Genomic DNA, 25,990 nt, shown 5'->3' on the forward strand with positions numbered 1-25,990 from the left:
ATCAGTCGATATCTACCGACAGGAGGACGCCCTAGGCGCGCCCACGCCGACTCAACATCGTCAATGGAGCACCCACGAGAAAGGTGACACAAACGCCGAGCGGAACCAACCACGGGAACGCTATGGTCGCGCCACCGGGACGTACGAACCCGATGATCATCGCCATCACGACGATCGTCGCAAGAAACGCCGCCATCGCCGCTCGCTCCTGCGCGCCGCGCACGACCAGCCCCAGAAGAAATGCGCCCAGCAACGCCCCGTAAGAATACCCGGCGATCTGCAATCCGAACACCAGCGCCGAATGCGACGATCCGGCGAACGCCAGCGCCGCCGCGATCAGCGCCACCGCCCAGAACGCCGTCACAGCGCGCGCAAGAAACCTGCTTTCGTCGCGACGTCCCAACAGGTCCGACAGAGTAGAGCCTGTCATGGCGTTGAGCGCCGACGACAGGGACCCCATCGTCGCGCTGATGACGCCCGCGACCAGCAGACCCGACAGCCCCGGCGGCAGATCCTGCACGATGAAGCGCGGAAACAGTTCGTCCGGCGACCGGAAGCCCATATCGGCCAAGGCGCGCCCACCCTCACGCGCCCACAACAACACACCACAGAGCGACAGCAGCGCGAACAGCGCGGTCACGACGACCGCACTGGCGACCATCGCCCGCTGCGCGTCGCGCAGCGACCGCGCCGCCATCGCGCGTTGCACCATAAGTTGATCGGCTCCGTGCGAGGCCATAGCCAGCAGCGCTCCGCCAACGATGGCCGTGACCGGCGCGTAAGGGCTGGTCAGCACGGCGTCATGAAATCCAAAAACCGCGAGCCGCCCCGAGTTCCAGATAGCCCCCTGCTGCGTTGCATCCAGCCCGCGCCACAACAGCCACGCGGATATCGCCGCGCCGAACGCGTAAAGCGTGAACTGCGCCGTGTCCGACCAGACCACCGCGCGCAACCCGCCGATGGCGGTGTACACGGCCGTCAGCGCCGTCATACCGACCAGCACCGTAAGCGGCGAAAGGGGGAGCCCTCGTGCAGCAAGAAGCGCGCAAACCGGCAGAGTGGCGGCGAAAAGCCGGACGCCTTCGGCGAGAAGCCGGGTGAGAAGAAACGTGACCGAGGCCAGACGCTGCATAGCGGGACCAAAACGCAGCCCCAGGTAATCATACGCGCTCGCCAGATCTCCGCGCATATAAAGCGGCAGCATCACGCGCGCGACAGCGAAACGACCGAGCAAGTATCCCGCCCCCAGCCCGACGAAGACGAAACCGTGCCCATAGGCGATGCCGGGGATGCTGATCACCGTCAGCGTCGAGGTTTCGGTGGCGACAATCGACAGACAGATCGCCCAGGCGGGAAGATCGTGGTGCGCCTCGACGAGATCCGCCCCGGTCCGTGAAGCGCGCGACATCCACAGCGAGCCTGCGGTCAGGGCGACAAGCCAGGCGAGGATCACCACGGGATCGAGCAGTCCCGTCATGCGCGCCGCCCAAGCGCTACCAAAAAGCAGTCGCACTCTTTTCTGGGGTGACCGGCCGACGGCTCTCCGTCAATCCGGCGTATTTTCGCCGCGCGCGCTGGCGCCGCCTCTTGTCCGTTCAATGAATCCGCTCTGTCTGGTTGTTGTGATTTTAGACTTCACCGTCCGGCGCAATGAGCGCGAAACCGGTTACGCGGCGCATACTTGGCCCCGGTCGGCGGCCAAAGGCAAATCCTTGCGATAGCGAATCGGCGCAGCCCCCGCCGCAACCCACACATCCGGTTTGCGGCTCAATCCGATTCATCTTAGAAATCGCATGGAAGCGGTCGCGCGTGCGTGATTCAGGCGCGCCGCGCCGGGTAAGGCGGTTGCGAAATCGCAAGCCAGTCATCTCGTGCGCTCTGCCGAAATCGAACATGGCGCCGACGGCCAACGCCGCCGCCGAACACAGTCTGCGAGACCATGCCACCCATCCGGCGTTTTCAACCACCTCCCGACCTGCCGAAAATGCGCAAGCCCAAGGGGATGAAGCTTGCCGTAATGGCTGTGCTCGCCGTCGTCTACGTCGTCGGCATCTGGGCGCTCAGCCACCGACCGGCACGTAAGACCGTCATGTCGATCGTCGACATTCCGGTCGATGTCGTGAAGACACACAAAACCTTCCCGCCGCCGCCGCCAATCGCCGTGACTTTGGTCGAGCCGACGCCGGTCGTCATCCCGCCGCCCCGGCTCGTCATTCGGGGCCGCTAAGCCCCCGTCCACGATCCGCATCACGGTGCCGCGACGCTGATATTCCGACGCCGGGCCTTGCCTTCGACGACCGGGCGCCACATCTGGAAAGCCATACAGGACTGTTTCCGTCCTTAATTAAACGACCCGGACTTTACCGACCCTGACGTTCCAGCCGTTCTGACCGAGGCGCACGGGTCGACACAGGAGCCATCAATGTTCATCGAGACCGAAGGCACGCCCAATCCCGCCACCCTGAAATTCCTCCCGGGACGCGACGTCACCGGCGACGCGGGAACCGTCGATTTCATTGACGCTGATGCCGTTTCGGGCCGCTCGCCCCTCGCCGAAGCCCTGTTCGCGCTTCCTGGCGTCTCCCGCGTGTTCATGGGTTCGGATTTCGTATCGGTCACGAAGAGCGACGATGAAGACTGGAGCACACTGAAGCCGCTGGTCCTGACCGCGCTGGTCGATCATTTCGTATCCGGGCGCCCGGCCGTCGAAAACGACGCCGCGACGATCGAGGACCCGATCGCGCCCGGCGACGAGGAGATCGTGCAGCAGATCAAGGAACTGCTCGACACGCGCGTCCGGCCGGCGGTCGCCAGCGACGGCGGCGACATCGTGTTTCGCGGCTATCGTGATGGCGTCGTTCGGCTCAGCATGCAGGGCGCCTGTTCGGGCTGCCCGTCCTCGGGCGCGACCCTGAAGCACGGCGTGGAGAACATGCTGCGCCATTACGTTCCGGAAATCGTCTCCGTCGAACAGGTCATGGGCTGACCTCTCGCGCCTCGCTTTGGAAAGCGCCCTCTGGCACGCGCTTTCCTGCGGGGGTATTGAGCGTTCCGCAGGCCGCCTCATCCGGCGCGGCCCCGATCGCCAGGGACAGCCTTATGCCAGTGGATGACAGCGCTCTCGATCTCCTCTTCCGGGACGCCAGAACGCCTGCGCGCTGGACCGGAGAACCCGTCAGCGAAGAGACGCTGCGGGCGCTTTACGACCTGCTGAAGATGGCCCCGACCTCGGGCAATTGCTCGCCGGGGCGCTTCGTCTTCCTTACGACGCAGGACGCGAAAGAGCGCCTGCGTCCCGCACTTTCCGAAGGCAATGTCGAGAAAGCCCTCGCGGCGCCAGTGGTCGTCATCGTCGCGCACGACCCGCTGTTCTTCGATCAGTTGTCCCACCTGAACCCGGAACCGGATCTGCGGAGCTGGTTCGCGGCCGATGTCGGCCTTTCTGAAGAAACCGCATTCCGCAACGGATCGCTGCAGGGCGCCTATCTCATCCTCGCTGCGCGCGCGCTCGGCCTCGACGCACTGCCCATGTCGGGCTTTGACGGGGCGTTGGTCGAAGACACGTTTCTTGCAAGCGACGGCTGGCGCGCCAATTTCCTTATCTGCCTCGGTCACGGCGAACCGCTGGACACGTCCCGCGCGGCGCGCCTGCAGTTCGACGAGGCCTGTCGCCTGCTGTGACCGCCCCTGCCGCTCTAACCGTCATTGTTCTAGACGCCTCTCCCGCAGGCGCGCAGGTCGGCGCACGCGTGGCCGCAGTGCGAATCGCCGATAACCGTGAGGCGACGCCCCTTCACGACGAGGTACGCGCAGGTCACGACGGAATTGCCGCCATGGCCGACATGCTACGGACATGTCTCCGCGCAGTGGAGCCGCACGCTCCCGATCTGATCGCCGTGTGCGTCGGCCCCGGCTCCTTCACTGGCTTGCGGACATCCTGCGCATTGGCGTCGGGTCTGGGGTTGGGCGTCGGCGTACCCGTAATCGGCGTCACGAGAGGCGAGGCGCTGTCTGAGGTGCTGAACGCCGCTGTAACCGCCGAACGCCTTGATGGCTGGATTGCTCTCTATGGCGCACGGAGCGGCCGCTGGTTCGTTGAGCAGTGCGAGGCCAATAACCAGATCAGCGAAGCCCGAGCGGTTGAGAGCGCCGGGTGGGTGCCCCCTCAAGGCCAGTGGCTTCTGGCGGGAGACGCCGCAGCAGACGTAATCGGCGCATTCGACGCCAATGCCCTGTCGCTCGCCGTGCAAACCGGCACGGATTGTGTGCAGATCGCACGCGCCGCGGTCGCACAGTTCCAGAATTCGTCGCCATTTCGCGCGCCGCTGCCGCTCTACGTCGACCAACCTGAAGCCAGCAAACCTGCAGGCGGCTTGAGGTCTATGCCGGTTTGACGACTCCGGCCAACCAACCCCCAATCGTCCAGGAGGTCGGGCCTCCATTCGCCGAAATCCTGTCGACGCTGCATGCGGATGGCTTCAGCGGGCGGGAGCACTGGTCGACGTCGGATTTCACCACGCTTCTCAGCCTGCGCGGCGCATTTTGCCTGCTGGCGTCAGTTGGCGGAGAACCTGCAGGCCTCCTCGTGGCGCGCTGCATCGCCGACGAAGCCGAAATTCTCACGATCGCCGTTGCTCGTTCCTCCCGTCGGCGCGGCGTTGCGCGTGGGCTTGTTCAGGCGCTGCAAGAGCATGCGCAAAACAATGGCGTCGCCAGAATTTTCCTTGAAGTCTCCATTCTCAACGACGCCGCCAAGCGCCTTTATCTCGATACGGGCTTCGTCGCGACAGGTCTACGACGCCACTATTACGAAGACGGGTCAGACGCCGAGACGATGACATACGAGACGCGAACGCCCCCTTAACCGAGGAAAAATTATTTATTTAGCTGGGATATCCTCGAAACGGATATTCTGCACCGGGTAGAGCCGCCAGTCGCGGTAGTCGAAATGCCACCATTCCTCGGGAAGCTGCGTGAAGCCCTCTCGCGCCATGGCGTCACGCAACAGCGCTCGCGCAGCATTTTGCGCCTCCGTACCGCCCGCGTAATCCGCATAAGCGCGACGCGTCATCTCGTCGTATCCGCTGGGCATTTCAACAGGCTGACCAGTTTTCAGATCATACAGCGAAAGATCGACGGCGCAGCCGCGATTGTGCATCGATCCCAGCGCCGGATCTGCGACGAACATGTGCTTGTCGGAAGGAGTGGCGTCCCAGAACAGTTTCGTTACATACCATGGTCTGTAACCGTCGAAGATCAACAGCCCATACCCTTGCGCCTTGAGGGCTTTCAGCACGCGAGCGAGCGCTTCCGCCGCCGGGCGTTCGAGAAAAGCCCGCGCCTGCGAATAGAGCGGCTCGCCCAGAAAATTGCGCGACGTCGCGTAGCGAATATCGAGATGAAAGTCTGGATCGAGCGTCGTCAATTCCACGAGATCCGGCTCCCGCTCGTCGCCACGCGGCGCAGGCGGGGTGGCTCGCAGCGCCTCGGGAAGCAGCGTCGAGAGCGGTTTCAGGGGCTGTATTTGAAAAACGGGCATAGCCTCGGCGCATGCTACGGCGGTCATCATCGTCATCGCCGTCACTCCGGTTACGATTTTCAAAATAATGTTCCGCATACAAACTTTCCAGACAATCACGGCCGAACGCCGTTCGATTTGGCCCAGACGCGTCGAACCACTTGGTCACATAAAAACGGTTTCGAAACAATACTCCCAAAAACGTCGTGGCGCACGCGAATTACCGCCGTCTGAAAACCTTTTGCGCGCAAACCCACGATAAAAGATCGCCCTTATTCGAACGGCTTGCCGCGCTTTGGGAAAAGGTCGTGCGACGCCGACCGGAATCCGCCGACGCCAAGGTTGCACTGCAGCGAGGGCAATGAAAGCGACTGAATAAGCCGCGCCATGACCAGCGATTCTGCCGCAGCACACCGACAGAGATTTTTTACATGAAATGAATCGCCCGAACGAATCACTGCATCCGCGAGAGAACGTCACAGAGCATTGGCGATCATCATACGGCTTGCGGAAACAGTTTAATCGGCCTCGACCGGAATCGTAAAAACATAACCGGCGCCCCGCTCTGTTCGGATGATGCTGCGCCCGTCCTGCCCGGCGGCGCCGCCGCCATTGTCGAACCGACGGCGTAACCGGAGAATCTGAACGTCTATGCTCCTGTCGAACACGTCTTCGTGCACCCGCGTCGCGTTCAGGAGATATTCACGAGACAACGTCTTTCCAGCCGCATCGAGGAACGCGACAAGAAGATTGAAATCTCCCTTGGTCAGACTGACCACGTTGCCAGACGGATCCGTCATCTGGCGGCCACGCCGATCCAGCCTCCATCCGCCGAAACGATAGACGCGCGGCGGCTCGGGCTCCACGCGCTTCTCTGCGCCGCGCCCGGCATGCTCGTCACGCGCCATTCGCAATGTGTCATGCCGACGTCCAACGACCCGAATGCGAGCCAGCAACTCACGCGGGCTGAAGGGCTTGATCAGATAATCGTCGGCCCCCAGTTCCAACCCGACTACCCTGTCGATCTCAGCCTTGCGATGCCCTGTCATAAGAATGATCGGCGCATCGGTGACGTCGCGGAATCTACGCATCACGTCGAGGCCATCGGCATCGCCAAGCTGCATATCCAGGACGATGACACACTGGGAAAGATCCAGTTCCCGAGCGGTTATATCGGCGACACCCGCCATCGCGACGATATTAACGCCGTTCGATTCCAGATAGTCGCCTATGGCCTTGCGAAATTCATGGTCGTCGTCGATCAGGATCACGGTCGCCGCAGTTATCCCGTTGTCGGGGGTGACGTCCGCCCCCTCGGAGACCTGCGGCGCCACGGTCACGGACGCACCACCACAACGGCCGATACATTGTCCCGCGCTCGCCTGCGCAACGCGGTCGCCACCATCGCCCCGGCGACATCCCCGTCCTGCCCCAGAGCGTGACAAATCTCGTCGTCGTCCATGGTTTTCAGAAGACCGTCGCTGCATAACAGGAAGCGGTCACCGGGAAGAACTGTGCCGGTACGCTTGTCGATGGCCAGTTCCGGATCAGAACTGCCGACCGCCCGAGTTATGACGTTAGCGTGCGGGTGATTACGTCCTTCGCGCGACATAATGGCGCCCGAATCCACCATCTGCTGGACCAGCGTATGATCGTGCGTGAGCTGGATCAGTTCACCGTCACGCAGGAGATAGACGCGTGAGTCACCCACCCACAGCACCACGAAATAATCGCCTTCCAGCAGCAGCACAGCGACGGTAGTCGCCGCCGCGCCTCGAGGGTCCTCGCATTCCCCGGCCGCCTGACGCAACGTGTCATGCGCGTGCGCGATGCTCTGACGAATTGCAGAAAGACGCTGCGACGGCGGCAAACCTTCCGGAATGGCTGCAATCGCGTCGATAACGGTGTTGGCCGCCCACCGTCCGTCCCGATGCCCGCCAGCGCCGTCCGCGACTGCGTAAACCCCAAGCGAGGGCCGACTGATCAACGCGTCCTGATTCTCGCTCCTGAACGCGCCCGGATCGGTCGCGTGGTAGCTGTACTCAGCAATCGGATTCATGGGCGCAGCCCCCGTGCGCCGCAAAAGCAGCTCTGGTCGCGCCTTCTCACCGCGGTGTCATCCTCTCCCACTCTTCCTGATAAGCGCGTGTGAACTCGGCGTCGAACAGCGCGTCGAAATTCGAACGCAACCGCCGGTGACGCTTGCGCAACAAGGCCGTAGCTCTCAGACGTCTCCACGGCGTCAGCATATCTGCGGCCTGAGCCGTATCCTGACCAGGCAGGTAATCAGGATCGAGCACCTCGATCACACCGCGCGCGCAGCGACGATAGGCCCGGTCAACGCACACCAGATGGCGCTGCATTTCGTCAAACGCATCCGCTATCGCCAGTTCCGGCGCTTCGGCCCGGCCATTCCGCAAACCCGCAATCCAGCGAAGAACCTGCCCGTCGTCAGCATCTTCAGCCAGCGGCGATTTCCGCCATGTCGACAACGCGCGACGACGGCGGTCCGTCTCAATTCCATCCAGACTGGACCGGGTCAGACGCCGCAACCCCCTGACGAACGCCTCCATCGACGCACTCAGCCTGTACAGAATTACCGAACGCCGCACGTCGGTGACGTTCGTTCCGTCAAGGCCAAGTATCTCCAGCAACGCGTCCGGACTGGCAGGAGCTTCAGGCGCAGGAGCCCGCCTCGGGGAAGCCGTGATGCGCGGCAATTCCACCGTGTCGTCCTGTACGTCCTTGCCACCGGCGCGTCTGGGCGCGCGCGGCGGCGGCATGGCGGCCGCAGTGGCCGTAGCGCTCGCCCGCAACCCCTTGATGGCGTCAGCGACGAAACCGGGCAATGGCATGATTCTGAAGGAGCTTTCGTCCTCCTGCAGATCGACGACCAGTTCATAGCCGCCAGCTTTTATGCGATCCCCACGACCCAACCTGCGCGGCGTAGCGCCGACACGGGAGGAGCCGCCGCCCTGATCAAACGAAATGCCGTTACGGCTCATATCCGACAACGACCAGCCGTCCTCGTCCTGCTGGAAGAGGCAATGTCGCCGAGAAAGCTGGCGGTGAGGGTCGGCCAATACCCAGTCGTTCGTAGCGTCGCGGCCAATGGAGAAATATCCGCTGGAAACGCAACGAGTTTCAAGCTGTACCCCTTTTGGAGCGCTCGTCATGGACAGGACAAGCATCGTCATGACGCCTCCCTCCGACCACCGGTCGGCGCTTGTCCGATCGTCCGACGCACATCGGCCGGTCCTTTCCCGATCAGACGCAGAAACTCGTCCCGCTCATTTTGATGGCGGATAAACCCGGCGCACTCACTGACCAGCGTCAGCGGCGAGTTGCTTCGCGCAGCCATGCGCGCGACGACAGTGGGTCCGATGGGGCCGAGCACGTAGGTCAAGCAGCGGGCAGTCCACTCGCAGCACCGTTGCCATCCAGCCTCATCAAAACTCTCCGCTGGCGTCGGAGGTTCGGAGACCTGCTCGACGGCAGGCTCGACAACGATCGGCGTCTCTGCAACCGACTCAGAGGCGTAATCCACGATATCGTCAGTCGTATGGATTACCTGATCCTGCACAACGGAAGTGTGCGTCTCCGACACATGCGCCGAAGCCTCTGCATCGCCCTCCCACGCAGACCAGTCGGATACACCTTGTTCGCTCTCGAACACCGCCTCAGACGGCTCGGATTCGGGAGCCGCTTCATAGGCTGGCGTTTCGGCAGGCTCGACTGTCTCGTGGTGCGTGTAGTGCTGGTATTCCTCAGGCGCACTGACGGCCGGCCTGTAGTCGCCAGAGCTATACGCGCCAGAAGTCCCTCCAGAAGTTCCCAATGTCGGATCAAGAGGCGGCGCGACGATAGTTTCGTCCGAATCATGCCCCAAGCCGGACGTATGCCCGGCAACGACGCTTTTCAGCGTCTGCGCTAGAGGCGGCGGGCTTGGAGAGCGGATGTTGCTCGCATCATGCAGCGCCTGTGAGAAGGCGTCGGCGTCCGCGAAGCGGTCTTCCGGGCGCTTGGCCAGCGCGCGGTCTATCGCCTCGCTCAAGCCTTGCGGCAAATCGTCTCGCAGGGAGGACAGAGGCACATGCGGCTTGTTGATGATGCTCAGGATCGTGTCGGTGTAATTCGAGCCCGTGAATGGCCTCTGCCCGGCGAGCAGTTCGTAGACGACACACCCTAGAGAAAACAGATCCGAACGGCCGTCGAGTGCGGAGCCCATGCACTGCTCGGGCGACATGTAGCTCGGCGTGCCGATCAACAACGGCGTCAGCGTCATCTCCGCGCTGGTCAGGCGCGAAATTCCGAAATCGGTGATTTTCAACTTCGACTGCGGCGTCAGCAGAATGTTCGCAGGCTTGATATCGCGGTGAACAATGCCGCGCTCGTGTGCGTATTGCAGCGCGTCGAGCACCTGCAGCGCTATCGGCATCACCTCTTCGACAGGGCGCTGCGAGCCGCGTGGAATGGCCTGTTGCAGACCAACCCCGTTGACGTACTCCATGACGAGGTAAGGGTTGTTCTCGTGAAGCGAGAAATCGTACAAACCGACGATGTTCGCGTGAACGCATCGTCCGGCGATCTTCGCTTCATTACGAAAGCGCTTGAAATAGCTTTCACGTTCCGCGCTATCGAGAAGATCGGCGCGTATCAGCTTGATCGCGACCGGACGGTCGATTTCCTCGTCATGCCCCTTGTAGACGACGCCCATGGCGCCGCGGCCCAGCATGGACTGTAGCCGGAAACGCCCGATGCGTTCCGGCATATGCGTCGTCGTCGCGGTCGCAGTCATGATTCGAGCAGAGCCATGGCGCTCTCCATGCTGCGCCGCAAGCGATTGAACGACGCAGTCAGAATGCTCAACTCGCCCGTCTTCGGAACATCGAACTCAACGACGCCCGCACGGCCAAGAGAGACGCTTTCAGCAATGGCCGAAACCCGCGCGATCGGGCGAAGCACAAGCAACTCCAGAACGACGTTCGCGGCGACCCACAGAGCGAGAATGATGCAGGCGACAGCGCCGAAAGTCCAATAGAAAGCAGATGACGTTGGCGGGAGCGACACGGTGGCGATCGTGGCGCCGACGATTTCGCCAGGCTGCCGATTGAACCCCTTGGCTCCGCCAAAAGCGTCGCGCACGCCAGCCGGAGCGGCGTCCAGCGAAGAATAACACGTCGCACATGCGCCGGGCCGCATCTTTAGAGGCGTGACGAGAGCAATGCTTCCGTCCGGAGTGACCTCGGTGAATTGCTGGCCGTCACGCGGGCCGCGCAATTCGGAGATCGCATCACGCTCCCACTCGTCAGGAGTGTCGTCCGCATTGGTCGGGTCAAGCACGACCCGGCGAAGACGCACGCCCGGCGCCAGCTTCTCAAGGAGCTTCGCGTTCGCCTCAACAGCGTAGAACGACGCCGCTGGCGGGAGAAAAAGCGCGCCGCCCCGATCTGCGCCACTCAGAAGCGGTGCGACTTCCTTGTCCGTATATTGGGCGATCGCGTCAGCCTGCGCCGTCAATATACGCGCTTCACGCGTGGCCTCCGTGATGCGGTCTCCGCTCAGGCTATACCCGAGCACAAACCACAAAAGGACCAGTCCTGCCGCCGCAACGGCGGCGAATGCGATGTTAACCTTGAGACGCAGGGTCATTATGTCACTCGCCCATCAGTTGCTGGGACTCTTCGGGCGAGAGCTTTCCTGTCACGGGGTGCCCGAGCACGGCTTGCAGCCGCTTGATCGCAGCGTGCGTCGCAGCGCTGTCGTAACCGGTCACCTGACCGGAATAGAAACCCTTGGCGAGCAGCGCTAATTGCGCATTACGCACAGCCGGATCCGTCTTCGGCGGCACGACGCGTTTCGGCGGCGAGGCTACCGGCGCAGCAGCTGCAACCGAGGGCGCGCTTGCTGCAGAACCTTCTGCTGCAGCCGCTGGTTTTTCTTCAGCCGCTGCAACAGGGACTGGCGAAGGCGCTGGAGCTGGCGGCGGAGTAATGACCGCCGGCTTCGTAGCGCCCGCGACCGCCTCAGGTGATGACGTTACGGGAGGCGGCGCGACGACAGGCGTCGTCGGTTTAGCCGGGGCTGGAGCACCCGATGGCGCAACTTGCGAAGGCGTTGTCGCGCCCTGCGAAGTAACCGCCGCAGCGGCAGGCGCACCGGCAAGAGCGCCACCTGCTGCGGAACTATCCGCAGCGTACGGCTGGGGGGAGGCCACAGCCGGGAGGAACACGCCCGGGAAGAATGCGTCGGCGCCGCGCAGTGCCGTGGTGATGAGGGTATCTATGACGCTAGCGCCGTTGGCGTCTTCGTCAACGCCCCCGAGCTTCCGCCCCCCGATCGCAGGATCGGAGCGCCACTGGGCGACGGCGTTTCCTAGCGGCGGGTCAGCCGAAAGCGGGTGTAGATCCAGAATGACGCCGCCGTTCGGCTGAACGATTCTGGAAAACGCTGTAGCGCTCATCGCGCCGCGAGACAGGTCTTCGGTAGCGATCGGCGTGCCGCTCGGAAGCAGAAACAGGCGGCCGCCGCGGACGGCCCCGTATCCACAAACCACCAGCAGTTGCGGCGTGCGGCTCGCATCAAGGGACGCGGCCATCATCGCGGCGCGGACCCCGTTCGCATCGGGCGATTCAAGAAGGCGAGTCGGCACCCCGGCGGCTTTTAAGCTCGCTTGCAGCAGTGGCATTTTTGCAGCGCAACCGCTGAGTTTCGGCAGAGTTTCAACAGTAGGCAGGTTGATCAACGTGGCGGAGACGGGCTCGGCGTAAGCGGAACCTCCCAAAGCCGCACCCAGCAGAAGCGCTGCAAAAGACGCCCGGCGAGGGAGGCGCGAAAGGGGACGAAACATCATGAGTCGAAAAGCCTCCGTCAAACCTGTGCGAACCACGCAATAAATAAATCGAAGCTCACGCCCGCCGGAGACAAAAATCGTCCAGCTCCTGAGTATAGGTTTTCAGTATCACGCAAACAACCGTTCACTCGCGTATGAAACACCTCACTCACGCCCTGCCCCTCTCGATCCATCGCCCGAGCCGAACATCAATCGCAGCGCCGCGGCAATTGAGGTGCTGCTGTCCAATCCGGCGAGCCAAACCTGCCGCCCGGACACGCCGCCCAGCAACGTTGGCGGCGTCCGGCCAGGCGTCAGTATAGTCAGCGGCAGTGTCGGGCATACGGAGTGAAAGCGTTCCGCAAGAAAAAAATAATCATCCAGCTCTATAAGGTCGGTGCAAAGGAACACGGCGTGATAGTTATCGGGATCCCCCTCGATGACCCTCAGCGCCTCTCGCGGATGCGACAGGCCCAGAGGCTCGTAACCCAGCGCAGCAACGACATCCTCGATTCTTTCACGGACTGCACGTTCGGCGACGACGAGGACCGGCTCCCCCTCCCCCCTTGGCAGGAAGACAGTCCGGGCAGCCTCGTCATGCGTCAGAAACCACACTTCGAACACGCTACCGCCGCCTGGCGCATCCAGCACGCGCAGGGCTCCTCCATGCTCCGAGACAATGTCCGCCACAGTGGAGAGGCCGAGCCCCGTGCCGGCGGGGCGCGTCGTATAGAATGGTCGGAAAATTTCGAGGCGAGCGACCGCGTCTATCCCGATCCCTGAATCCCGAACTTCCAGCACGACATATTCGCGCGAAGCCAAGGCCCCTATCTGCATGGCGAGCGAAGGGTTGCCGCTGCGCGTCTCCAGCGTCAATACGACTTCGCCCTCGTTCGCAATCGCCTGCGCCGCATTTCGGATGAGATTGAACAGGACCTGCTGGATCTCCTCGACCCGACCTATCGTTTCCGCTCCGTCACTACGTTCGCGAAGTTCGAGACGGATGCGGGTTGGAATCGACGGCCGCACGAGGAGAATCGTCTCCTCGCACAGTGACCCAAGCTGAACCACCTTCTCGACGAAATCCCGTCGACCAACACCGAGAAGATTCTCAATTAACTCGCCAGCCCGCTCGCCGGCGTTCTTGATCGACAGCACAGCGTTGTAGACCGGTGCGTTCCCCCGCGACGCCTCCAGCGCCGTTTCCGTATGTCCCAACATCGCCGCAAGCACATTGTTCAGATTATGCGCCATACCAGCCGCCGTGGCGCCGGCAATTTCGAGACGCTGCGACTGCCGCAGGCGGCGCTTTACCTCACCCCGCTCTTCCGAAAGTCGGTTGCGCTCCAGCGCAAGTCCGATCAGCTCGGCGATCTGCCGCGCTTCGGTCGGCGCATGCGGACCGCCAGGCCCGAAACGATCTCGCCATGGCCGCGACGACCGGCACAGCAACAAAAGACCCGCTACATCGTGTCGACCGCGAACGGGAACCAGATGCACGTAAAGAAGCCCCAGCCGCGCAAGCCTCCGCTCTCCTTCCCCCTTCGCTTCCGGGTCCAGAACCAGCGCACGCTCCGCGACCGCGTCCTTCGCGCGCTCCGCCGCGAACGCACGCAGAGCCTCTCCAAGCTCGGCTGGCGCCGGTGTTTCCGGCGCCAGCCATGCTTTTCGTATCGGGCGTCCCGGAGAGGTCAAAGCGACGCTTCGTGCGGAGCAGCACGCCCCGAGCACACAAAGCGCGTCGTCAATAGCGTCGGCGAGTTCGGCTGAATGCGCAGCCGCCAGACTGGCCGCCACACTCTGATAAGCGCCACGACCACCCTTGGCCGCAATCAGTCCTGAAGGAATTCGGGTCGACATTCTCAATTCATGGCACGGGCTTCACAGCCCGCCCATCCGCTTACACGTCCAATATTCAGATATAACGAAAAATTCTTGAAACTGAGCACTCATTACCGGCCAATTGACCGCAATATTTCCTTGTGTCATCTCTCCCGAGTATTCATCGTCCTTGAGGCCAATACAATCATGACAACGTCCAGTCGTTCCAATCATCTGGTCCATAACGGCTGCTGGTCCGGAGCGCTGCTTCTGGCCCTGTCTCTCGCCGGATGCGCGGATGACGCGAGCAAGTCTGCTCACCAAGAGAAAACACCGCAGACTTGGCGCGTCGCCGTTACCGGCGCCAGCGACGCAGACGCCGCGGCCATTGCCGGTCCGCTGAGCGCGGCGCTGGTGTCCAGCGGCGTCGCCGCCTCCGTTGTGACGGACGCCTCGCCTGTCGATCACGTGCTCGAGGCCGAAGTGCAAAGCGTGCATCACTCGCAGATTTCGACCCGTCTTCGTAACGGCAAGCGCCATTGGACGCCGGGACCGGCGACTGCCGTCATTGCGCATGAAACAGTAAGGAACGGGCACGCGACGGATCTCTCGATCGAAAAATCCTTCGACGTTTCCGTCTCCGCCACGCCGCCGAAAACGAAGCCCAAGAACGCCTCGGACGCCAGTCAGACGACCGAACCCTCGGTTTTCGATCTTTTCGCGCAACGGACTGTCGAACACCTTCAGGACGCCCCTGCCGACGCGACTGCTGCTGCGGCTCCGGGCGAGACCGCGTCTGGAAACGCCCCTGCTTCCGGCGCGCAGTAATACGACCACCAACGCTCGACGCTCACGATCACCGCCCTCTGTCGGGGGTCGTGAGCAACCAGTCGAACGCCTGATCGACCGGAAGCGCGCAACGCAGCGTGACCGGTGGTCCGGAATGCGTCTCCAGCCACCAGATATCTCTCTCAGGCGGAGCCGACGGCCAAGGGTAACCGCACAGCCGAGTTATCTCCTGATCGACGACATCGGGGTCTTTCCCTGAAGCAATCGCATCCCTTACGACGTCGCTGAACGGCGCCAGCGCGCGATACAGCACGTCTCGCGGATCATGAACGATCGCCAGAACGAACGGGAAGCAACGACCGACCTTGTCGACGCTAGGGGCCCATACGCCAGTCACGGCGCAATTCGGACTCAGTTGCCCCGACATGATCGTAAAATGCCAGAACGGCGCGGCGTGCCAGACTTCTTCGAACGCGTCCCCCAGCCGCTCACGAGATCCGGCAATCTGGTGGGTAATCCAGTCATGCAGCCGGTCGTTCATGTCGTCCGGCAGGCCGCCCCGCAAAAAATCGCCTCTGGAAGGCAGCTTTCCGTAATATCCGACATAAGGCGCAATCATTACGGAACCGCCGGGCAGGAGAATCCACGCAGAAGATCGAAAACGAAGGCCCCATCCGACGGAACGGTAACGTGCACTTCCTCGCCGTCCGGGAACAGGAACACTCGCTGACCGCCTTCGGCGGGTTGCTGAAAGCCCTGCTGCAGAAGACGAAACGGCGCCCACGGGCCCTGCGCCTGCGCCAAAGTCTGCGCGCCGTCCTTTCGCGTGCGCGTGATGGTCGCCGGCGAGAGACCGTCGGACCCAGGCCACGTCAGATGCGCCGTAGCGTCAGGATGTACCGTCGCCGCGCCGAGCGAGAGAGAAAATTCGGGCGAACTTTTCAGACTTATCGGGAACGATACGAACGGCGCGCCTCCCGCCGGGAAAAACGCCTTGCGGATCGCGGCGGTACGCTGGAAAGCGGCGAGTTGCTGCGCCGTGAACGGCGGCGTGACGCCGCCTGTCGGATGGAGCCGCCAAGTGGTGCCGCTCTGGTCCGTGTAAGGAGCGACAGACGTCTGAAAATACTGGTCGAGCAGACCTCCCGGCGCGAATACCCGCACGAAACCATCCAGCGGCGCGTCCGTCGTAGCTTCCACGTCGAACGGAAAGTGGTTCTTAACCAACGCGGTGCATGCCTTTCCCGGACCCTCGGCGCCGTTAAATGCCCCGGACGCCGATTGCCGCGCCGCCTGACCAAGCGCCGAGCCGCCGGATTCGGCGATCTGCTGCAACCATGTCGCGACAGGTTCGGGCTGGCGCGACGCCTCTGTACGCAGCCGCTGCGCAGGATCCAAAGACGCGCCCGCCGTCATCGGCAGGGCGCCGGGCGAAGCGACGCCCCGCGACAATTCATCGCTGAGCTGCCCGATAAGCCTGAGAAGCGTTTCGATCGCCGGGGCTCCCGATCCCTCAGGATGAATCAGTGAAAAAAGTGGCTTGTTGCTGTCATTCCATGACGCGGCGACAACATCCATCGGATCAAGCGGACCCTGCTGGGCCACCGCCGCACCAGCGCCCTGCTCCTTACTCTGGGGCGGCTTCGGCATCGGTACGGTCTGTGCATCGGCAATGGACGCCACCATATCGCGCAAGGGCGATTGCGGCGAAGACAGCATATACAAGCTGCTTTCCACCTGTGAACGGTCCCCCGTCAGCCGCAGCGAAAGATCGTTGAGGACGCGATCCCAATGCTTGCGCGCGTCGTCGACCCAAAGCTGCGCGACTTCGGACTCCAATCCTCCGACAGCCGATCCGTTGACGGTCACGTCCGGATCGCGACCGACCACCCAGGACTCATCCGCTACCGCACGGGCCGCAGACGGCAGGTCCTTTCTGACCGCGACCGCGAAACCCTGACCGGTATAGAAAGCGGGCACGCCGTCCGTCATCGGCGCGCCGCTACGCCGGGAGAAAACAGTATCAGCCACTGCGCCCAGCACGCCTGCGGGCGACCACGCGTGAATATCGGCAGGCAGCGCGCCCGCGCGGAGACGTCCGTAGATTCTTTCCGCAGGCGTCACGTGACCGAAGGCGATGCGCGCCTGACGGATAAGATCCCCGTCGAGATGCGCCTCCGCTGGCGGCGGCAGCGCCAAAAGCGCGTCCAGATGATGGTCGAGCCGCTCACGTAACGCGACATTGAGGGAACCCGGGAAAAGTCCGCCCCATGCCTGGCGGAACCAATCCTCGACGATACCTGGCTCGCGCGGACCAAGGCCACCGAGCAGCAGATAGACACGCGTCGCTTCGTAAAGCACGCCAGGGTCGTGCATGTGCTGGCGCATCTCGTGCTCTACCCGCCAGACCAGTCGCGGATAGAACTGACGCCGCAAGGCGTTCTCGTACGCCGACCTGCCCGCGTCGTCGATCGCGCCGCGCGGCGCCAGATGAAAAAATCGGGCCAGACGATCCGGTTGCGGCTGCTGCGCCGCTGAGATTTTATCGAGTACGTCGCAGACCTGCACCAGATCCGCGTCGCTATCCACCGCCTTACCCGCGAGCGGCGTCACCGCGTCGCGATAAGCCGCAAATATCTCAAGACGCTGCTGCACCATGGCGCGCGCCTCCATCTCTGCGCGCCAGATCAGCACAAGACCGACGACCGTGCAAAAAACGAGCGCCGCGAGAGCCGACGACCGCACCATTCGCCTGAGCCTGTAGCGATCCGGCGCCTGCGAGACGAGCAGCGCCTCACCGAGCACCACTTCGCGAATAAGCCGGGTGAGGAAGTAGGCTCTGCCCCGGTTACCTTCGGGCGCACCCACACGTTTCTGGTCGATCCCAAACGACTTGACGAGCGCGCCTGCAAGCCGGTCGAGCGGAGCGCCGACCTGCGTCGCTGACGTGAAATAGACGCCGCGCACCAAAGGGGCCTGATCGACGCGACTGCCGCTGAAGCCGATCTGAAGAAACGACGACAGCGGCTCGAGAAGGCTTGCGACTTGTAGCGGAAAGCCGCTGATCAACGCGCGCCTGTCGGCGCCGCGCTCGGCCTGCAGACGCTCGATCAGACGCGCCTCCAGCCTTCCGAGCAACAATCGAAACTCCTCGAGAAACGCGTCCTGCCCCTGCTCCAGCCGGAAGGTCATGCCCCAGACCTGCTCGCGGGATTTGCTGTCGAGATCATCGAAAAACGCGTCGAAACCCGCGAGGCGATCCGCCTTGTTGAACATGAGATAGACCGGAATCCTCATGCCTAGCCGTTCGGTCACCTCGTTGATTCGAAGCCGAATCTGGCGCGCATGGGCCTCAAGCGTCTCAGGCGTCGCCTCGATGATCTCGACGAGCGAAATCATCACCAGCAACCCGTTGACCGGCTGACGCGGACGCGCCTTGCGCAGAGCGTCGAGAAAGCCGAGCCAACCCGCGCGATCGACGGCGCGATCAGAATCCTGCGTGGTATAGCGACCGGCGGTGTCGATCAGCACCGCCTCCTCGGCGAACCACCAGTCGCACAGACGCGTGCCGCCAACGCCGCGAAGCGCCTCGTCCCCATCCTTCTCAAGCGGGAAATGCAGGCCCGAGTGACGCAGCGATGTGGTTTTGCCGGATCCCGGCGGTCCGATCAGGATATACCATGGCAGTTCGTAGAGGCGACGCACGCCGCGCCGACGCAGAGCGACGATCGCCTCCTGAAGTTTCTTCCGCAGGGCCCGGACTTCGTCGTTCGCCGCCTGCTCGTCCTGCTGCCCTTCCTTCTTGTCGATCAGGGCGTCCCGGACCTTGCTCTCCTCTGTACGGCGGCGGCGATGAAGCACATACGTCACCGCTGCAACGATCAGACAAGCGGCCGCGACGGCTATCGCACGACGCAATGTCGGCGCGAAAAATGGCACGAACGGCAGATAGAACCACAGCATCGTGCCGATCATCACGGCTATGCCGAAGGCGGTGGACCAGCGGTTGCGAAACAGCATCCGCAGCAACGACAAAACCTGACTCATTGACCGGAAGTTCCGTCCACCGTGATCTCGACGCGACGGTTCGCCCGTCGTCCTTGTTCGTTGCTGTTGTCGCCTATTGGCGACTGATCGCCCATGCCAATCGCCGTAACGCGATCTCCGCCGATATACGGCGAGAGAATTTCCGCCGCAGCCCGCGCGCGCGCCAGAGCGAGATCATAGTTGGACGGGAAGACAAGCGAATGGATCGGTTGGGTGTCGGTGTAGCCTTCGACCCGCGTCTTACCTTCGTTGCGCCCAATTGCATCGCCGATACGCCGCAGCACAGCGACATATTGCGGCAGAACCGTCGCCTGCCCGGATGCGAACATTCCCTGACTTTGCAGGCGAACAATCGGAACTGACTCTGTTCCTTCGACTGACAGATGCCCCTGTTGGATGTCACCCTGCAGCGCCGCGATCAGGCGGGAGCGCAGACCCGGACGCTGAGGCGTCGGCGGAGGCGGAGTCTCCGGCCCGGCGCGGGTGATCGTCGCCATCGTCGCTGGCGGCAGATGCGCGGCGGCCGAAAGCAGGTCGTCGGAGGAACTGCCTATTCCAAAGGACGCGAAGGCGTAGACAACGCTGAGCAACCCGACGCCCACAATCCCGGCCAGCCATAGCGGCGTCTCGAACCGCGGCGCGCGGAACGGACGAGCGAGCCCCATCCAGTGCGGAGACAAGTCCCGGGGCGCCGAGCCCTTCAGGCGCATGATCGTCGCGTAGGTCTCCTCCCGCGCCTGATCCAGCTCGGCAGGACCACGTGGCGAAAGGCGGTATTGGCCCTGCATGCCCAGCGACATGCAAAGATACATCAACTCCAGCAACGGCAGAAACGCGTTGGGGCTACCAAGAAGCTTTCGAAGAATCTGAAAGAACCGCTCACCGCCTTTAACATCACGGTGGAATGCCGAGGTAAGCGACAGGTCGGCCCACGGCCCACGGCTGCCCCAGGGCGTGCATTGCACGACATCGTCCAGGCTGGCGCAAAGCACGTAATGAGCGATCCGGATCATATCAGGATCGATCCGCTCCTCGCGCAACGCGGCCTCGTAGCTCCGGATTTCACCGACCGTGCGTTCCCGCAGGGTGCCGGGATCAGGAACGGTCAGCGTATTGCGCAGCCGCGCGATCAGCGAAAGCAACGGACCTGCGAAGGAGATGACCGGCGATTCTCCCGTGCCTGCGAGAGACGCGAAATCGGCTTCCGGCATGGACGCCGCCGTCTGCGCCGGCGCGTTCGCGCGTTGCGCAAGCGCAGATATGGCGGAGCGAGGCATGATGACCGTGCGATCGTCGTCCTCGGGCTCGGCGAAGGGATTTGCGTATTCACTCATGCGCGGATGGCCCAGAGTTCAAGCATCAGATTCGGGAAATCATTGGAAACGTGAATGGCGAAGCCGCCTGAGTGCTTCATCGCCTCCCAGTGAGGCGAATGACGCTCGAGTTCGAAATACTGCGCGCCGGGAATATACGGCATCTGCCGCGGCGCCACTGGCAGCAGACGCAACTCGATGCCCGGCAACGCGACATTGACCAGTTCACGAATATGCTCGACGGCGCCGATTTTCGCGGTTTTCGGGAAATCCCGACGGAGCGTCTCGCTTGGCACGTCGGCGTGGGCCACGAGCACGATGGAGCCGCCGACAAGGATCGTACGGTCGGTGATCGTTCCGACCCTGACGCCATGCCGATGCTCGCGCAACGGAATTTGCACCGCCGTCTGCTCCAGCACGCTCGACAGCGAGCGACGGATGGCGGCGGTCACCGGGGCGAAACTACGCTGCAGATCGTCGTGGCGATATGTCTCGAAACTCTCCGGACGGCGGGACGACTCTGTGAACGTCGCCAATTCCCCGGCCATTTCCAGGAACTTCCGATACAGCTCTTCGGGATGAATGCGCCCTGTATCCGCCAGGTGGGATAGCAGCGACTGCCAGCCGTTGATGCGTTGCAGCAACATGAAGTCAGTGACCTCGCTGTTGCTTTTCGCGCCTATCGCCGTCAGACGCGCGGCGATCGCTTCGCGACGCTGATGCAGCACCCCCACGAGTTCGACGAGCAGGTTCGCGAGCACCGACGACACGTGGCAGGAGATGACCGGCGGAATCCAGTTCGGATCCAGAATGACACGCCGGTCGGCCGTCACCTCGACAATGCGCGCGACGGGCAGGCAGAGAAACCCGGCCCGGTCGTCCGTATCGAGCATCAGACGCGGCGCCAGACGTCCGATCTGAATCGTCGCCTGCGCTGTCGCCCCGGAATGGGTGTCGTCGATATCCATTTCCCGGGCCTGAAACCGGACGGGCCGACCTGCGTCCCCAAACTCCGCCCGGCCGGGACCCGCAATGGGAACCGCAAGATGCACCAGCACGTCACGCGCCGAGTCCGGCGCAAGGAGAGGCTGAGGCAATTCGGACTCATCCGGCGCGAAGAACTGGGTGCCGTCCTCGAAAAGCCCCGCAGCGGAGGCGAGGCCGAAACGGCCTGATGAGAGCAGATCCCGCGCGATGACGAGTTCGGTGAACCCCCACGAGTAGGGCCGCAGCATCGTCAGGCCCCGACCGAGAGCCTGGCTGCTCCAGCGGTCCTGCTGCTGAAAATGCTGCGCGCGGAGGAACATGCCCTCCTGCCACACAACGCGATTGGCCCAACTCACGATCTTTTATCCTTCGCGTCTCGTAGAACCCGCTGGTCGGAGGCTCCAATGTCGCGCAAGGCCGCCTCATAAGCCCTGCCGAAAGCCCGCCCGAACACCCCGTCCATATTTTCCTCGAGTGAACGCGCGACCTCCCCATGGGATTGCACGTAGGCGTTCCAGGCTTTCGCCCGCCGAAGAAGCGACAACGGTTTGCCGGGTTCGTAGGCCAGACGCCCGAGCACGGCTTCAGGTCCGTTGCTGCGCAGCAACTCCTCGGCGGCGGCCTCCATCGCTCGCGTCACGGCGATTTCGTGCTTGCGAATGTCGTCCATCGTGTCGGCGATCGCGCCTGACGGACTGACGCCGGTGCGGCGGCCGACCCCGAGCAGAGCTGCTATCGCGTCGTCGTCGTCAATTGCGAATTTGAGCGGGTTATTACCGTGCGGCTGGATCATGGTCCGGTCTATGCGAAATTCGCCCTTGATCTCGGCGCGCGCGATCATCGCCCGTCGAAGACCCGTCACCATCGCGCGAAACGCCCGTCCCATTTCCTCCATCAACTGCGCGGGCTGTTCGACCGACGCGCCGTCAATTCCGGCTCCACGAAAGAAAGCGGCGACCACACTCTCATTTTCGCCAGATTGTGGCGAAGGCGCATACCCTGATAGCTGCTGCGGCGCATGAGGTGACGACGGATGCGGCGCGGGTGCGTGATGCGGGAGCGGCGCCTCGAACGGCGACGCCGCCGAGGGGGCGGCTGCCGGAAGTGGCCCGGACGGCAAAGTAGGGTCGAGCGCCGGATGCGGCGGCAGCGCCCCGGGCTCCGTCGGGGCGGATGATTGCCGCTCACTTGCCGGAGGCCCTTCGCTCAGCGGGACTTCCCAATCATCGGGTAGCAGCAGCGAGGTCGGCCTAGGCGGCGTAAACGAAGCCTCCAGATCCGACACCGCATCACTTGGAGTGAAAGAGTCGCCTTTCGTCCGGGGCACGGGCGGTGTTTCAATCTCACCCAAGGCGATATCGAAAGGATTAACGATCGACAGCGTCCGCGGCTTGTCTGATCGGATGCCTGAGCCTGTCAGGTCGAAGAAAGCGCCCGGCCCGGCCTCCTGCTCAAACACACTTTCGAACGTGGTTTCGCGGTTCTGAGTCATCGGCTTCGGCGGGTACCGTCCGCCCGCGGCTTTGCCCCCGAGCGTCGCCTCGTCACCTGAAGGGTTCGCTGCCTCGACCAGCTTCGCGTCGATTTCGTAACTACCAAAACCTATACGGTCTCCGTCGCGGAGTTCGCACGGCACGCCCGGCGGTAACAACCGACCATTGACTGTCATGCCGTTGCTGCTGAGATCGGTCACCATCCAGCGTGCTTGCTGACGCACGATCTCGCAATGACGTTTGGACAACAGGCGTTGAGGATCCACCAGCACCCAGTCGCACCCGGCGCCGCGCCCGAGCGTGACCCTGTCGCTCTGAACGTTGAAATCCTGAAGGCTCACACCGGTCGGGACGCGATGCACCGCGAGAATCAGGCTTTTCATGTGCGATCTCCTCCCATTGCTCCGTGTGAAGAACGAATCGCCTGATACACGTCGCTTGCCGTCAGCCGGGCTACTCCCTCTTCCAGAACGCGCCGACCGAGAGGTTGGCGCTTCAGGGCGTCAGGAACGTTCGCCGCACCATGCGGCGATCTAAGAACACTCACCCGATTACGGCTGAATCAACACCATACCACCTGAAATCGTCACAGTCGCCGTTCCGTTTATCGTGATTTCGGGCGCTTCGACAGTGATGCCCGCCGGAGTCATGGTAATAATCGACTCTCCGCATTGCAGCTTGATGCTTGTTTCAGCCTGCATGAGAATGCTGCCCATCTCCGCCGTGGCGCTTATGTTGCCGGTCCGACTGGTGAGCGAATCGTCGTCATGGACGACAGTGTCGCGTTCGCCCCCTATGCTGTCGCTCTGGTTGCGCTCGACCTCCATAAGGTGGTCCTTCTGCGCGTGCATGAAGAACACTTCCTGCCCAAGGCGGTCGTCGAACGAGAGCTCGTTGTAATCCTGCGTCCCGCCGCCATGCGTCGAGCGACTGCGAAAACCCATCTTCGTTTTTTCGGACGGGATATCGAAAACGGGCGGGTTTTGCTCATGGTAGAAACACCCCATGACGACGGGGTTGTCGCAGTCGCCGCTCATGAACGAGATACCGACCTCGGTACCCACGCGCGGCAGATGTTGCCACCCCCACTTATTGCCGGACCAAGGGTGGAGTACACGCGCCCAGATCGCCATACTCGCCACCGTCTCCTTACGGTGATCAAACAGCGGTCGCACCTTGATGCGCCCAAGACGATCCGCGTGGATTTCCTCCCCACCATCGCCCAGCACGATCGCCGAGTAGATGCCTGTCATCACCGGTCGATGACAAACCAGCGGCTCACGCCACGGCGTCTTGACCAGAAACGCGGAAAACTGCGCTACGTAATCCGCCGGGGCAGTTCCACCCACCCACGTGTCGTCCTGGGCGCTGTGGAAGACTTCCTCCACGACATATTCGTTATCCGCGCCACCATCCGTCGGATCGCCCAGCAACATAAAGCGGAAACCGGGGCAGAGGTTCGGATCGTAACCACGGCCGCCGCACAATGTCGAACGAACGTCGGACGCCTCTGTCGCGAACCGCGCGCGATCGCCCGCAATACTGTGCTCTGTGGTCATCGACGGCCAGCGGTAAACGTCGCGCTTGCTGGAATCGGGACCAGCCAGTTGCGCCACGCCACGTCCAGAAACCGGCGTCGTTGGCTGCGTCGGGTCGTAATCCTGCGTCTTTACGACGCCAAAGCCGGTAGCGGCGCTGGTGCGCCAGTCGTTAAAAATATCGACGTTATCGCCCAATTCGATCACGCGGTGATCGGGCTGCTCCATCTTCTGGAACCCCTGATTGGAATCCGTCACAATCAGGGTGTGCTGGTCCTTCGTATGTTCGAAGTAATAGAAGAGGCCGCTTTCCTGCATGATGCGATGACAGAAAGTCAGGTCGTCTTCATTGAATTGCGTCGTGTATTCGCGAGGCGTCTGCGCGCCAGTCACCTGGAACTTGACCTTGGTGACACCATGATCGCTGAAAACCTGACGCAGAATCTGGACCGCCGTCTTTTTCTGAAAGATACGGCAATCGACGCTCTGACTTAGAAACCAGAGCGAGGGCACAGCCTCAATACGATAATGCCAGCGTCCGCGCTGCTCTATGCCGAGCGCCACGAACTGCCTGACGACGCCGTGAAAAAATCGGTCGATTCCATTCTTGCGGCGAACGGTGATCGACACCGGCTGCCCCAGAAACGCATCAGCGTCGAGGCCCCGCTCCGTGCAGACGGCCTCGATCGACATGACGTAAGGAGCAGAAAGACGCTCGTGAGCACGGAGGCCAACCGCGTGGAGCGTCCCTTCCTCAAACGGTTGAGTGTCGTCGCCCATAGGCGACTTCATCAACAGAAGACTAGGGAACGCCCCCCCCATGCTCATACCTCACTAAAATAACAACACAGGAGTAAACCTGAGAACATGTCAGCAACGTCAATATGCGCAGACAGCCCCCAGCCCCCCCCTATTACAGACTTCAGGTCACTTTCGACAGACCAAGATCAAACGTGACAGTCTTGTTGTTTACCGGCGTACCCGCATCGTCTTCAGTGGTGTCGGTAACGGCAATCTGCGTAAAGTTGAACGACAGAGTCTCCGTCGGACGATCCTGATTGTGACCAGAATTCACCAGACTGGAAATAATCACGTCCGTCATGACAATTTTACGGAAAGTCAGCTCACCTTCCTGGTTCGTACGAGTGAAGTCGACTTCCACGTTCTTCACCGCCGCACCCGTCATGGCGGAAGTCGTCAATTCGTGGCTGGACTTATCAACATACTTGGTAATGGTGAATTCGCTCACGTAGGCAGAGGACGATTCACGGTTCGTGCTGGCGCCTACGGCACTGCGGATGCTTCGCGACGTGCTCCACTGCGCATCAAGAACCTCAATCCAACCGGTGTGCTCTTTCTCAGTGACATCGCCCTGAACATTGTTGAAATTCAGATAAATACCCATGACTTTCTACACTCCTTGCAAATGCTCGCCTCGCCGCGCGGTTGCCGTTTCCTGCGGTCCTTTACACTTAGCAACAGAATTGAGACCACGTCGCCCCAATTCAGGTTACCGATGTAAAATTACAACCAAAAAAATACAGGAAACTGGTAGAATCTGGGGAGCGCCGCAACTGTACTCTTCGAATTTCTCACCACCCCCATGGCGTTCAGTTCGCCGACCCCGCCAAAATCGCGCACGCGTCAATTAA

At 62.3% G+C, this 25,990-nt stretch carries 23 protein-coding genes; 6 read left to right on the plus strand and 17 right to left on the minus strand.

Annotated features, from left to right (window positions below; all coding sequences use genetic code 11):
- Window positions 1–31 precede the first annotated feature (31 nt).
- On the minus strand, window positions 32–1,477 hold the full coding sequence (locus HK28_RS02660; RefSeq protein WP_086643073.1) for a sodium:solute symporter: 1,446 nt from the start codon (window positions 1,475–1,477) through the stop codon (window positions 32–34).
- Between the two features lie 341 nt (window positions 1,478–1,818).
- Window positions 1,819–1,941 carry a hypothetical protein gene (locus HK28_RS14395; protein ID WP_255376445.1) on the minus strand — a complete coding sequence of 41 codons (123 nt, stop codon included), beginning with the start codon at window positions 1,939–1,941 and terminating at the stop codon, window positions 1,819–1,821.
- Between the two features lie 43 nt (window positions 1,942–1,984).
- Between HK28_RS14395 and HK28_RS02670 the strand changes: the two genes are divergently transcribed.
- The 5 genes from HK28_RS02670 to HK28_RS02690 all read left to right on the plus strand — a co-directional run bounded on the left by HK28_RS02670 (window position 1,985) and on the right by HK28_RS02690 (window position 4,864).
- Entirely contained in the window at window positions 1,985–2,227 is a 243-nt protein-coding gene (locus tag HK28_RS02670) for a hypothetical protein (RefSeq protein ID WP_158093369.1), read from the plus strand.
- 195 nt (window positions 2,228–2,422) lie between these two features.
- A complete protein-coding gene (locus HK28_RS02675; protein WP_026397425.1) occupies window positions 2,423–2,986 on the plus strand; it encodes a NifU family protein in 564 nt (187 codons plus the stop codon).
- A 113-nt stretch (window positions 2,987–3,099) separates the two neighbouring features.
- A complete protein-coding gene (locus HK28_RS02680) occupies window positions 3,100–3,681 on the plus strand; it encodes a malonic semialdehyde reductase (protein WP_086643107.1) in 582 nt (193 codons plus the stop codon).
- Window positions 3,678–4,394, plus strand: coding sequence for a tRNA (adenosine(37)-N6)-threonylcarbamoyltransferase complex dimerization subunit type 1 TsaB (tsaB, locus tag HK28_RS02685; protein WP_086643076.1), 717 nt, complete (start codon window positions 3,678–3,680; stop codon window positions 4,392–4,394). The genes HK28_RS02680 and tsaB overlap by 4 nt, the downstream gene beginning before the upstream one ends.
- Window positions 4,391–4,864, plus strand: coding sequence for a GNAT family N-acetyltransferase (locus HK28_RS02690; protein ID WP_086643077.1), 474 nt, complete (start codon window positions 4,391–4,393; stop codon window positions 4,862–4,864). The genes tsaB and HK28_RS02690 overlap by 4 nt, the downstream gene beginning before the upstream one ends.
- A 15-nt stretch (window positions 4,865–4,879) precedes the next feature.
- Here the strand turns inward: HK28_RS02690 and HK28_RS02695 are convergent, their stop codons facing one another.
- The 8 genes from HK28_RS02695 to HK28_RS02730 form a co-directional block, all read right to left on the minus strand.
- A complete protein-coding gene (locus HK28_RS02695; protein WP_086643078.1) occupies window positions 4,880–5,617 on the minus strand; it encodes a M15 family metallopeptidase in 738 nt (245 codons plus the stop codon).
- Window positions 5,618–6,036: 419 nt separating this feature from the next.
- Window positions 6,037–6,858, minus strand: coding sequence for a response regulator (locus HK28_RS02700; RefSeq protein WP_198945772.1), 822 nt, complete (start codon window positions 6,856–6,858; stop codon window positions 6,037–6,039).
- A complete protein-coding gene (locus HK28_RS02705; RefSeq protein ID WP_086643080.1) occupies window positions 6,855–7,577 on the minus strand; it encodes a PP2C family serine/threonine-protein phosphatase in 723 nt (240 codons plus the stop codon). The genes HK28_RS02700 and HK28_RS02705 overlap by 4 nt, the downstream gene beginning before the upstream one ends.
- A gap of 46 nt (window positions 7,578–7,623) precedes the next feature.
- Window positions 7,624–8,715 carry an FHA domain-containing protein gene (locus HK28_RS02710; RefSeq protein ID WP_086643081.1) on the minus strand — a complete coding sequence of 364 codons (1,092 nt, stop codon included), beginning with the start codon at window positions 8,713–8,715 and terminating at the stop codon, window positions 7,624–7,626.
- Entirely contained in the window at window positions 8,712–10,316 is a 1,605-nt protein-coding gene (locus HK28_RS02715; RefSeq protein ID WP_086643082.1) for a serine/threonine-protein kinase, read from the minus strand. Before HK28_RS02715 ends, HK28_RS02710 begins: the two co-directional genes overlap by 4 nt.
- Window positions 10,313–11,170, minus strand: coding sequence for a DUF3365 domain-containing protein (locus HK28_RS02720; RefSeq protein WP_086643083.1), 858 nt, complete (start codon window positions 11,168–11,170; stop codon window positions 10,313–10,315). Before HK28_RS02720 ends, HK28_RS02715 begins: the two co-directional genes overlap by 4 nt.
- 4 nt (window positions 11,171–11,174) lie before the next feature.
- Window positions 11,175–12,371, minus strand: a complete 1,197-nt coding sequence (locus tag HK28_RS02725) for a peptidoglycan-binding domain-containing protein (protein WP_086643084.1) — start codon at window positions 12,369–12,371, stop codon at window positions 11,175–11,177.
- Window positions 12,372–12,515: 144 nt separating this feature from the next.
- A complete protein-coding gene (locus HK28_RS02730; RefSeq protein WP_086643085.1) occupies window positions 12,516–14,210 on the minus strand; it encodes an ATP-binding protein in 1,695 nt (564 codons plus the stop codon).
- A 168-nt stretch (window positions 14,211–14,378) separates the two neighbouring features.
- On the opposite strand from HK28_RS02730, the gene HK28_RS02735 reads away from it, so the two are divergent.
- Window positions 14,379–14,999 carry a hypothetical protein gene (locus tag HK28_RS02735; RefSeq protein ID WP_143217296.1) on the plus strand — a complete coding sequence of 207 codons (621 nt, stop codon included), beginning with the start codon at window positions 14,379–14,381 and terminating at the stop codon, window positions 14,997–14,999.
- 28 nt (window positions 15,000–15,027) lie between these two features.
- Here the strand turns inward: HK28_RS02735 and tagF are convergent, their stop codons facing one another.
- The 7 genes from tagF to HK28_RS02770 all read right to left on the minus strand — a co-directional run bounded on the left by tagF (window position 15,028) and on the right by HK28_RS02770 (window position 25,743).
- Complete coding sequence (gene tagF, locus HK28_RS02740) at window positions 15,028–15,579, minus strand: type VI secretion system-associated protein TagF (protein ID WP_086643087.1); 552 nt, start codon at window positions 15,577–15,579, stop codon at window positions 15,028–15,030.
- A complete protein-coding gene (gene tssM / locus HK28_RS02745; protein ID WP_086643088.1) occupies window positions 15,579–19,007 on the minus strand; it encodes a type VI secretion system membrane subunit TssM in 3,429 nt (1,142 codons plus the stop codon). The genes tagF and tssM overlap by 1 nt, the downstream gene beginning before the upstream one ends.
- Window positions 19,004–20,341: a type IVB secretion system protein IcmH/DotU gene (gene icmH / locus HK28_RS02750; protein ID WP_086643089.1), complete on the minus strand. Its 1,338-nt coding sequence runs from the start codon at window positions 20,339–20,341 to the stop codon at window positions 19,004–19,006. Before icmH ends, tssM begins: the two co-directional genes overlap by 4 nt.
- Window positions 20,338–21,663, minus strand: coding sequence for a type VI secretion system baseplate subunit TssK (gene tssK / locus HK28_RS02755; protein WP_086643090.1), 1,326 nt, complete (start codon window positions 21,661–21,663; stop codon window positions 20,338–20,340). Before tssK ends, icmH begins: the two co-directional genes overlap by 4 nt.
- The gene (tagH, locus tag HK28_RS02760) at window positions 21,660–23,183 is read right to left on the minus strand and encodes a type VI secretion system-associated FHA domain protein TagH (RefSeq protein WP_086643091.1); all 1,524 of its coding nucleotides are present in this window, start codon (window positions 23,181–23,183) and stop codon (window positions 21,660–21,662) included. Before tagH ends, tssK begins: the two co-directional genes overlap by 4 nt.
- A 168-nt stretch (window positions 23,184–23,351) precedes the next feature.
- Window positions 23,352–25,160 carry a type VI secretion system Vgr family protein gene (locus HK28_RS02765; RefSeq protein ID WP_158093370.1) on the minus strand — a complete coding sequence of 603 codons (1,809 nt, stop codon included), beginning with the start codon at window positions 25,158–25,160 and terminating at the stop codon, window positions 23,352–23,354.
- Window positions 25,161–25,260: 100 nt separating this feature from the next.
- Window positions 25,261–25,743, minus strand: coding sequence for a type VI secretion system tube protein Hcp (locus HK28_RS02770; RefSeq protein ID WP_086643093.1), 483 nt, complete (start codon window positions 25,741–25,743; stop codon window positions 25,261–25,263).
- Window positions 25,744–25,990: the final 247 nt, after the last annotated feature.

Origin of the sequence: Acetobacter sp. DsW_063, assembly GCF_002153745.1 — a bacterium.
Classification (GTDB): domain Bacteria; phylum Pseudomonadota; class Alphaproteobacteria; order Acetobacterales; family Acetobacteraceae; genus Acetobacter.

Coding starts and splice junctions, on each gene's coding strand:
- HK28_RS02660 (WP_086643073.1), bottom strand. CDS start 1,477: ATGACGGGACTGCTCGATCCCGTGGTGATCCTCGCCTGGCTTGTCGCC.
- HK28_RS14395 (WP_255376445.1), bottom strand. CDS start 1,941: ATGGTCTCGCAGACTGTGTTCGGCGGCGGCGTTGGCCGTCGGCGCCAT.
- HK28_RS02670 (WP_158093369.1), top strand. CDS start 1,985: ATGCGCAAGCCCAAGGGGATGAAGCTTGCCGTAATGGCTGTGCTCGCC.
- HK28_RS02675 (WP_026397425.1), top strand. CDS start 2,423: ATGTTCATCGAGACCGAAGGCACGCCCAATCCCGCCACCCTGAAATTC.
- HK28_RS02680 (WP_086643107.1), top strand. CDS start 3,100: ATGCCAGTGGATGACAGCGCTCTCGATCTCCTCTTCCGGGACGCCAGA.
- HK28_RS02695 (WP_086643078.1), bottom strand. CDS start 5,617: ATGCGGAACATTATTTTGAAAATCGTAACCGGAGTGACGGCGATGACG.
- HK28_RS02705 (WP_086643080.1), bottom strand. CDS start 7,577: ATGAATCCGATTGCTGAGTACAGCTACCACGCGACCGATCCGGGCGCG.
- HK28_RS02710 (WP_086643081.1), bottom strand. CDS start 8,715: ATGACGATGCTTGTCCTGTCCATGACGAGCGCTCCAAAAGGGGTACAG.
- HK28_RS02715 (WP_086643082.1), bottom strand. CDS start 10,316: ATGACTGCGACCGCGACGACGACGCATATGCCGGAACGCATCGGGCGT.
- HK28_RS02720 (WP_086643083.1), bottom strand. CDS start 11,170: ATGACCCTGCGTCTCAAGGTTAACATCGCATTCGCCGCCGTTGCGGCG.
- HK28_RS02725 (WP_086643084.1), bottom strand. CDS start 12,371: ATGATGTTTCGTCCCCTTTCGCGCCTCCCTCGCCGGGCGTCTTTTGCA.
- HK28_RS02730 (WP_086643085.1), bottom strand. CDS start 14,210: ATGTCGACCCGAATTCCTTCAGGACTGATTGCGGCCAAGGGTGGTCGT.
- HK28_RS02735 (WP_143217296.1), top strand. CDS start 14,379: ATGACAACGTCCAGTCGTTCCAATCATCTGGTCCATAACGGCTGCTGG.
- tagF (WP_086643087.1), bottom strand. CDS start 15,579: ATGATTGCGCCTTATGTCGGATATTACGGAAAGCTGCCTTCCAGAGGC.
- tssM (WP_086643088.1), bottom strand. CDS start 19,007: ATGAGTCAGGTTTTGTCGTTGCTGCGGATGCTGTTTCGCAACCGCTGG.
- icmH (WP_086643089.1), bottom strand. CDS start 20,341: ATGAGTGAATACGCAAATCCCTTCGCCGAGCCCGAGGACGACGATCGC.
- tagH (WP_086643091.1), bottom strand. CDS start 23,183: ATGAAAAGCCTGATTCTCGCGGTGCATCGCGTCCCGACCGGTGTGAGC.
- HK28_RS02765 (WP_158093370.1), bottom strand. CDS start 25,160: ATGGGGGGGGCGTTCCCTAGTCTTCTGTTGATGAAGTCGCCTATGGGC.
- HK28_RS02770 (WP_086643093.1), bottom strand. CDS start 25,743: ATGGGTATTTATCTGAATTTCAACAATGTTCAGGGCGATGTCACTGAG.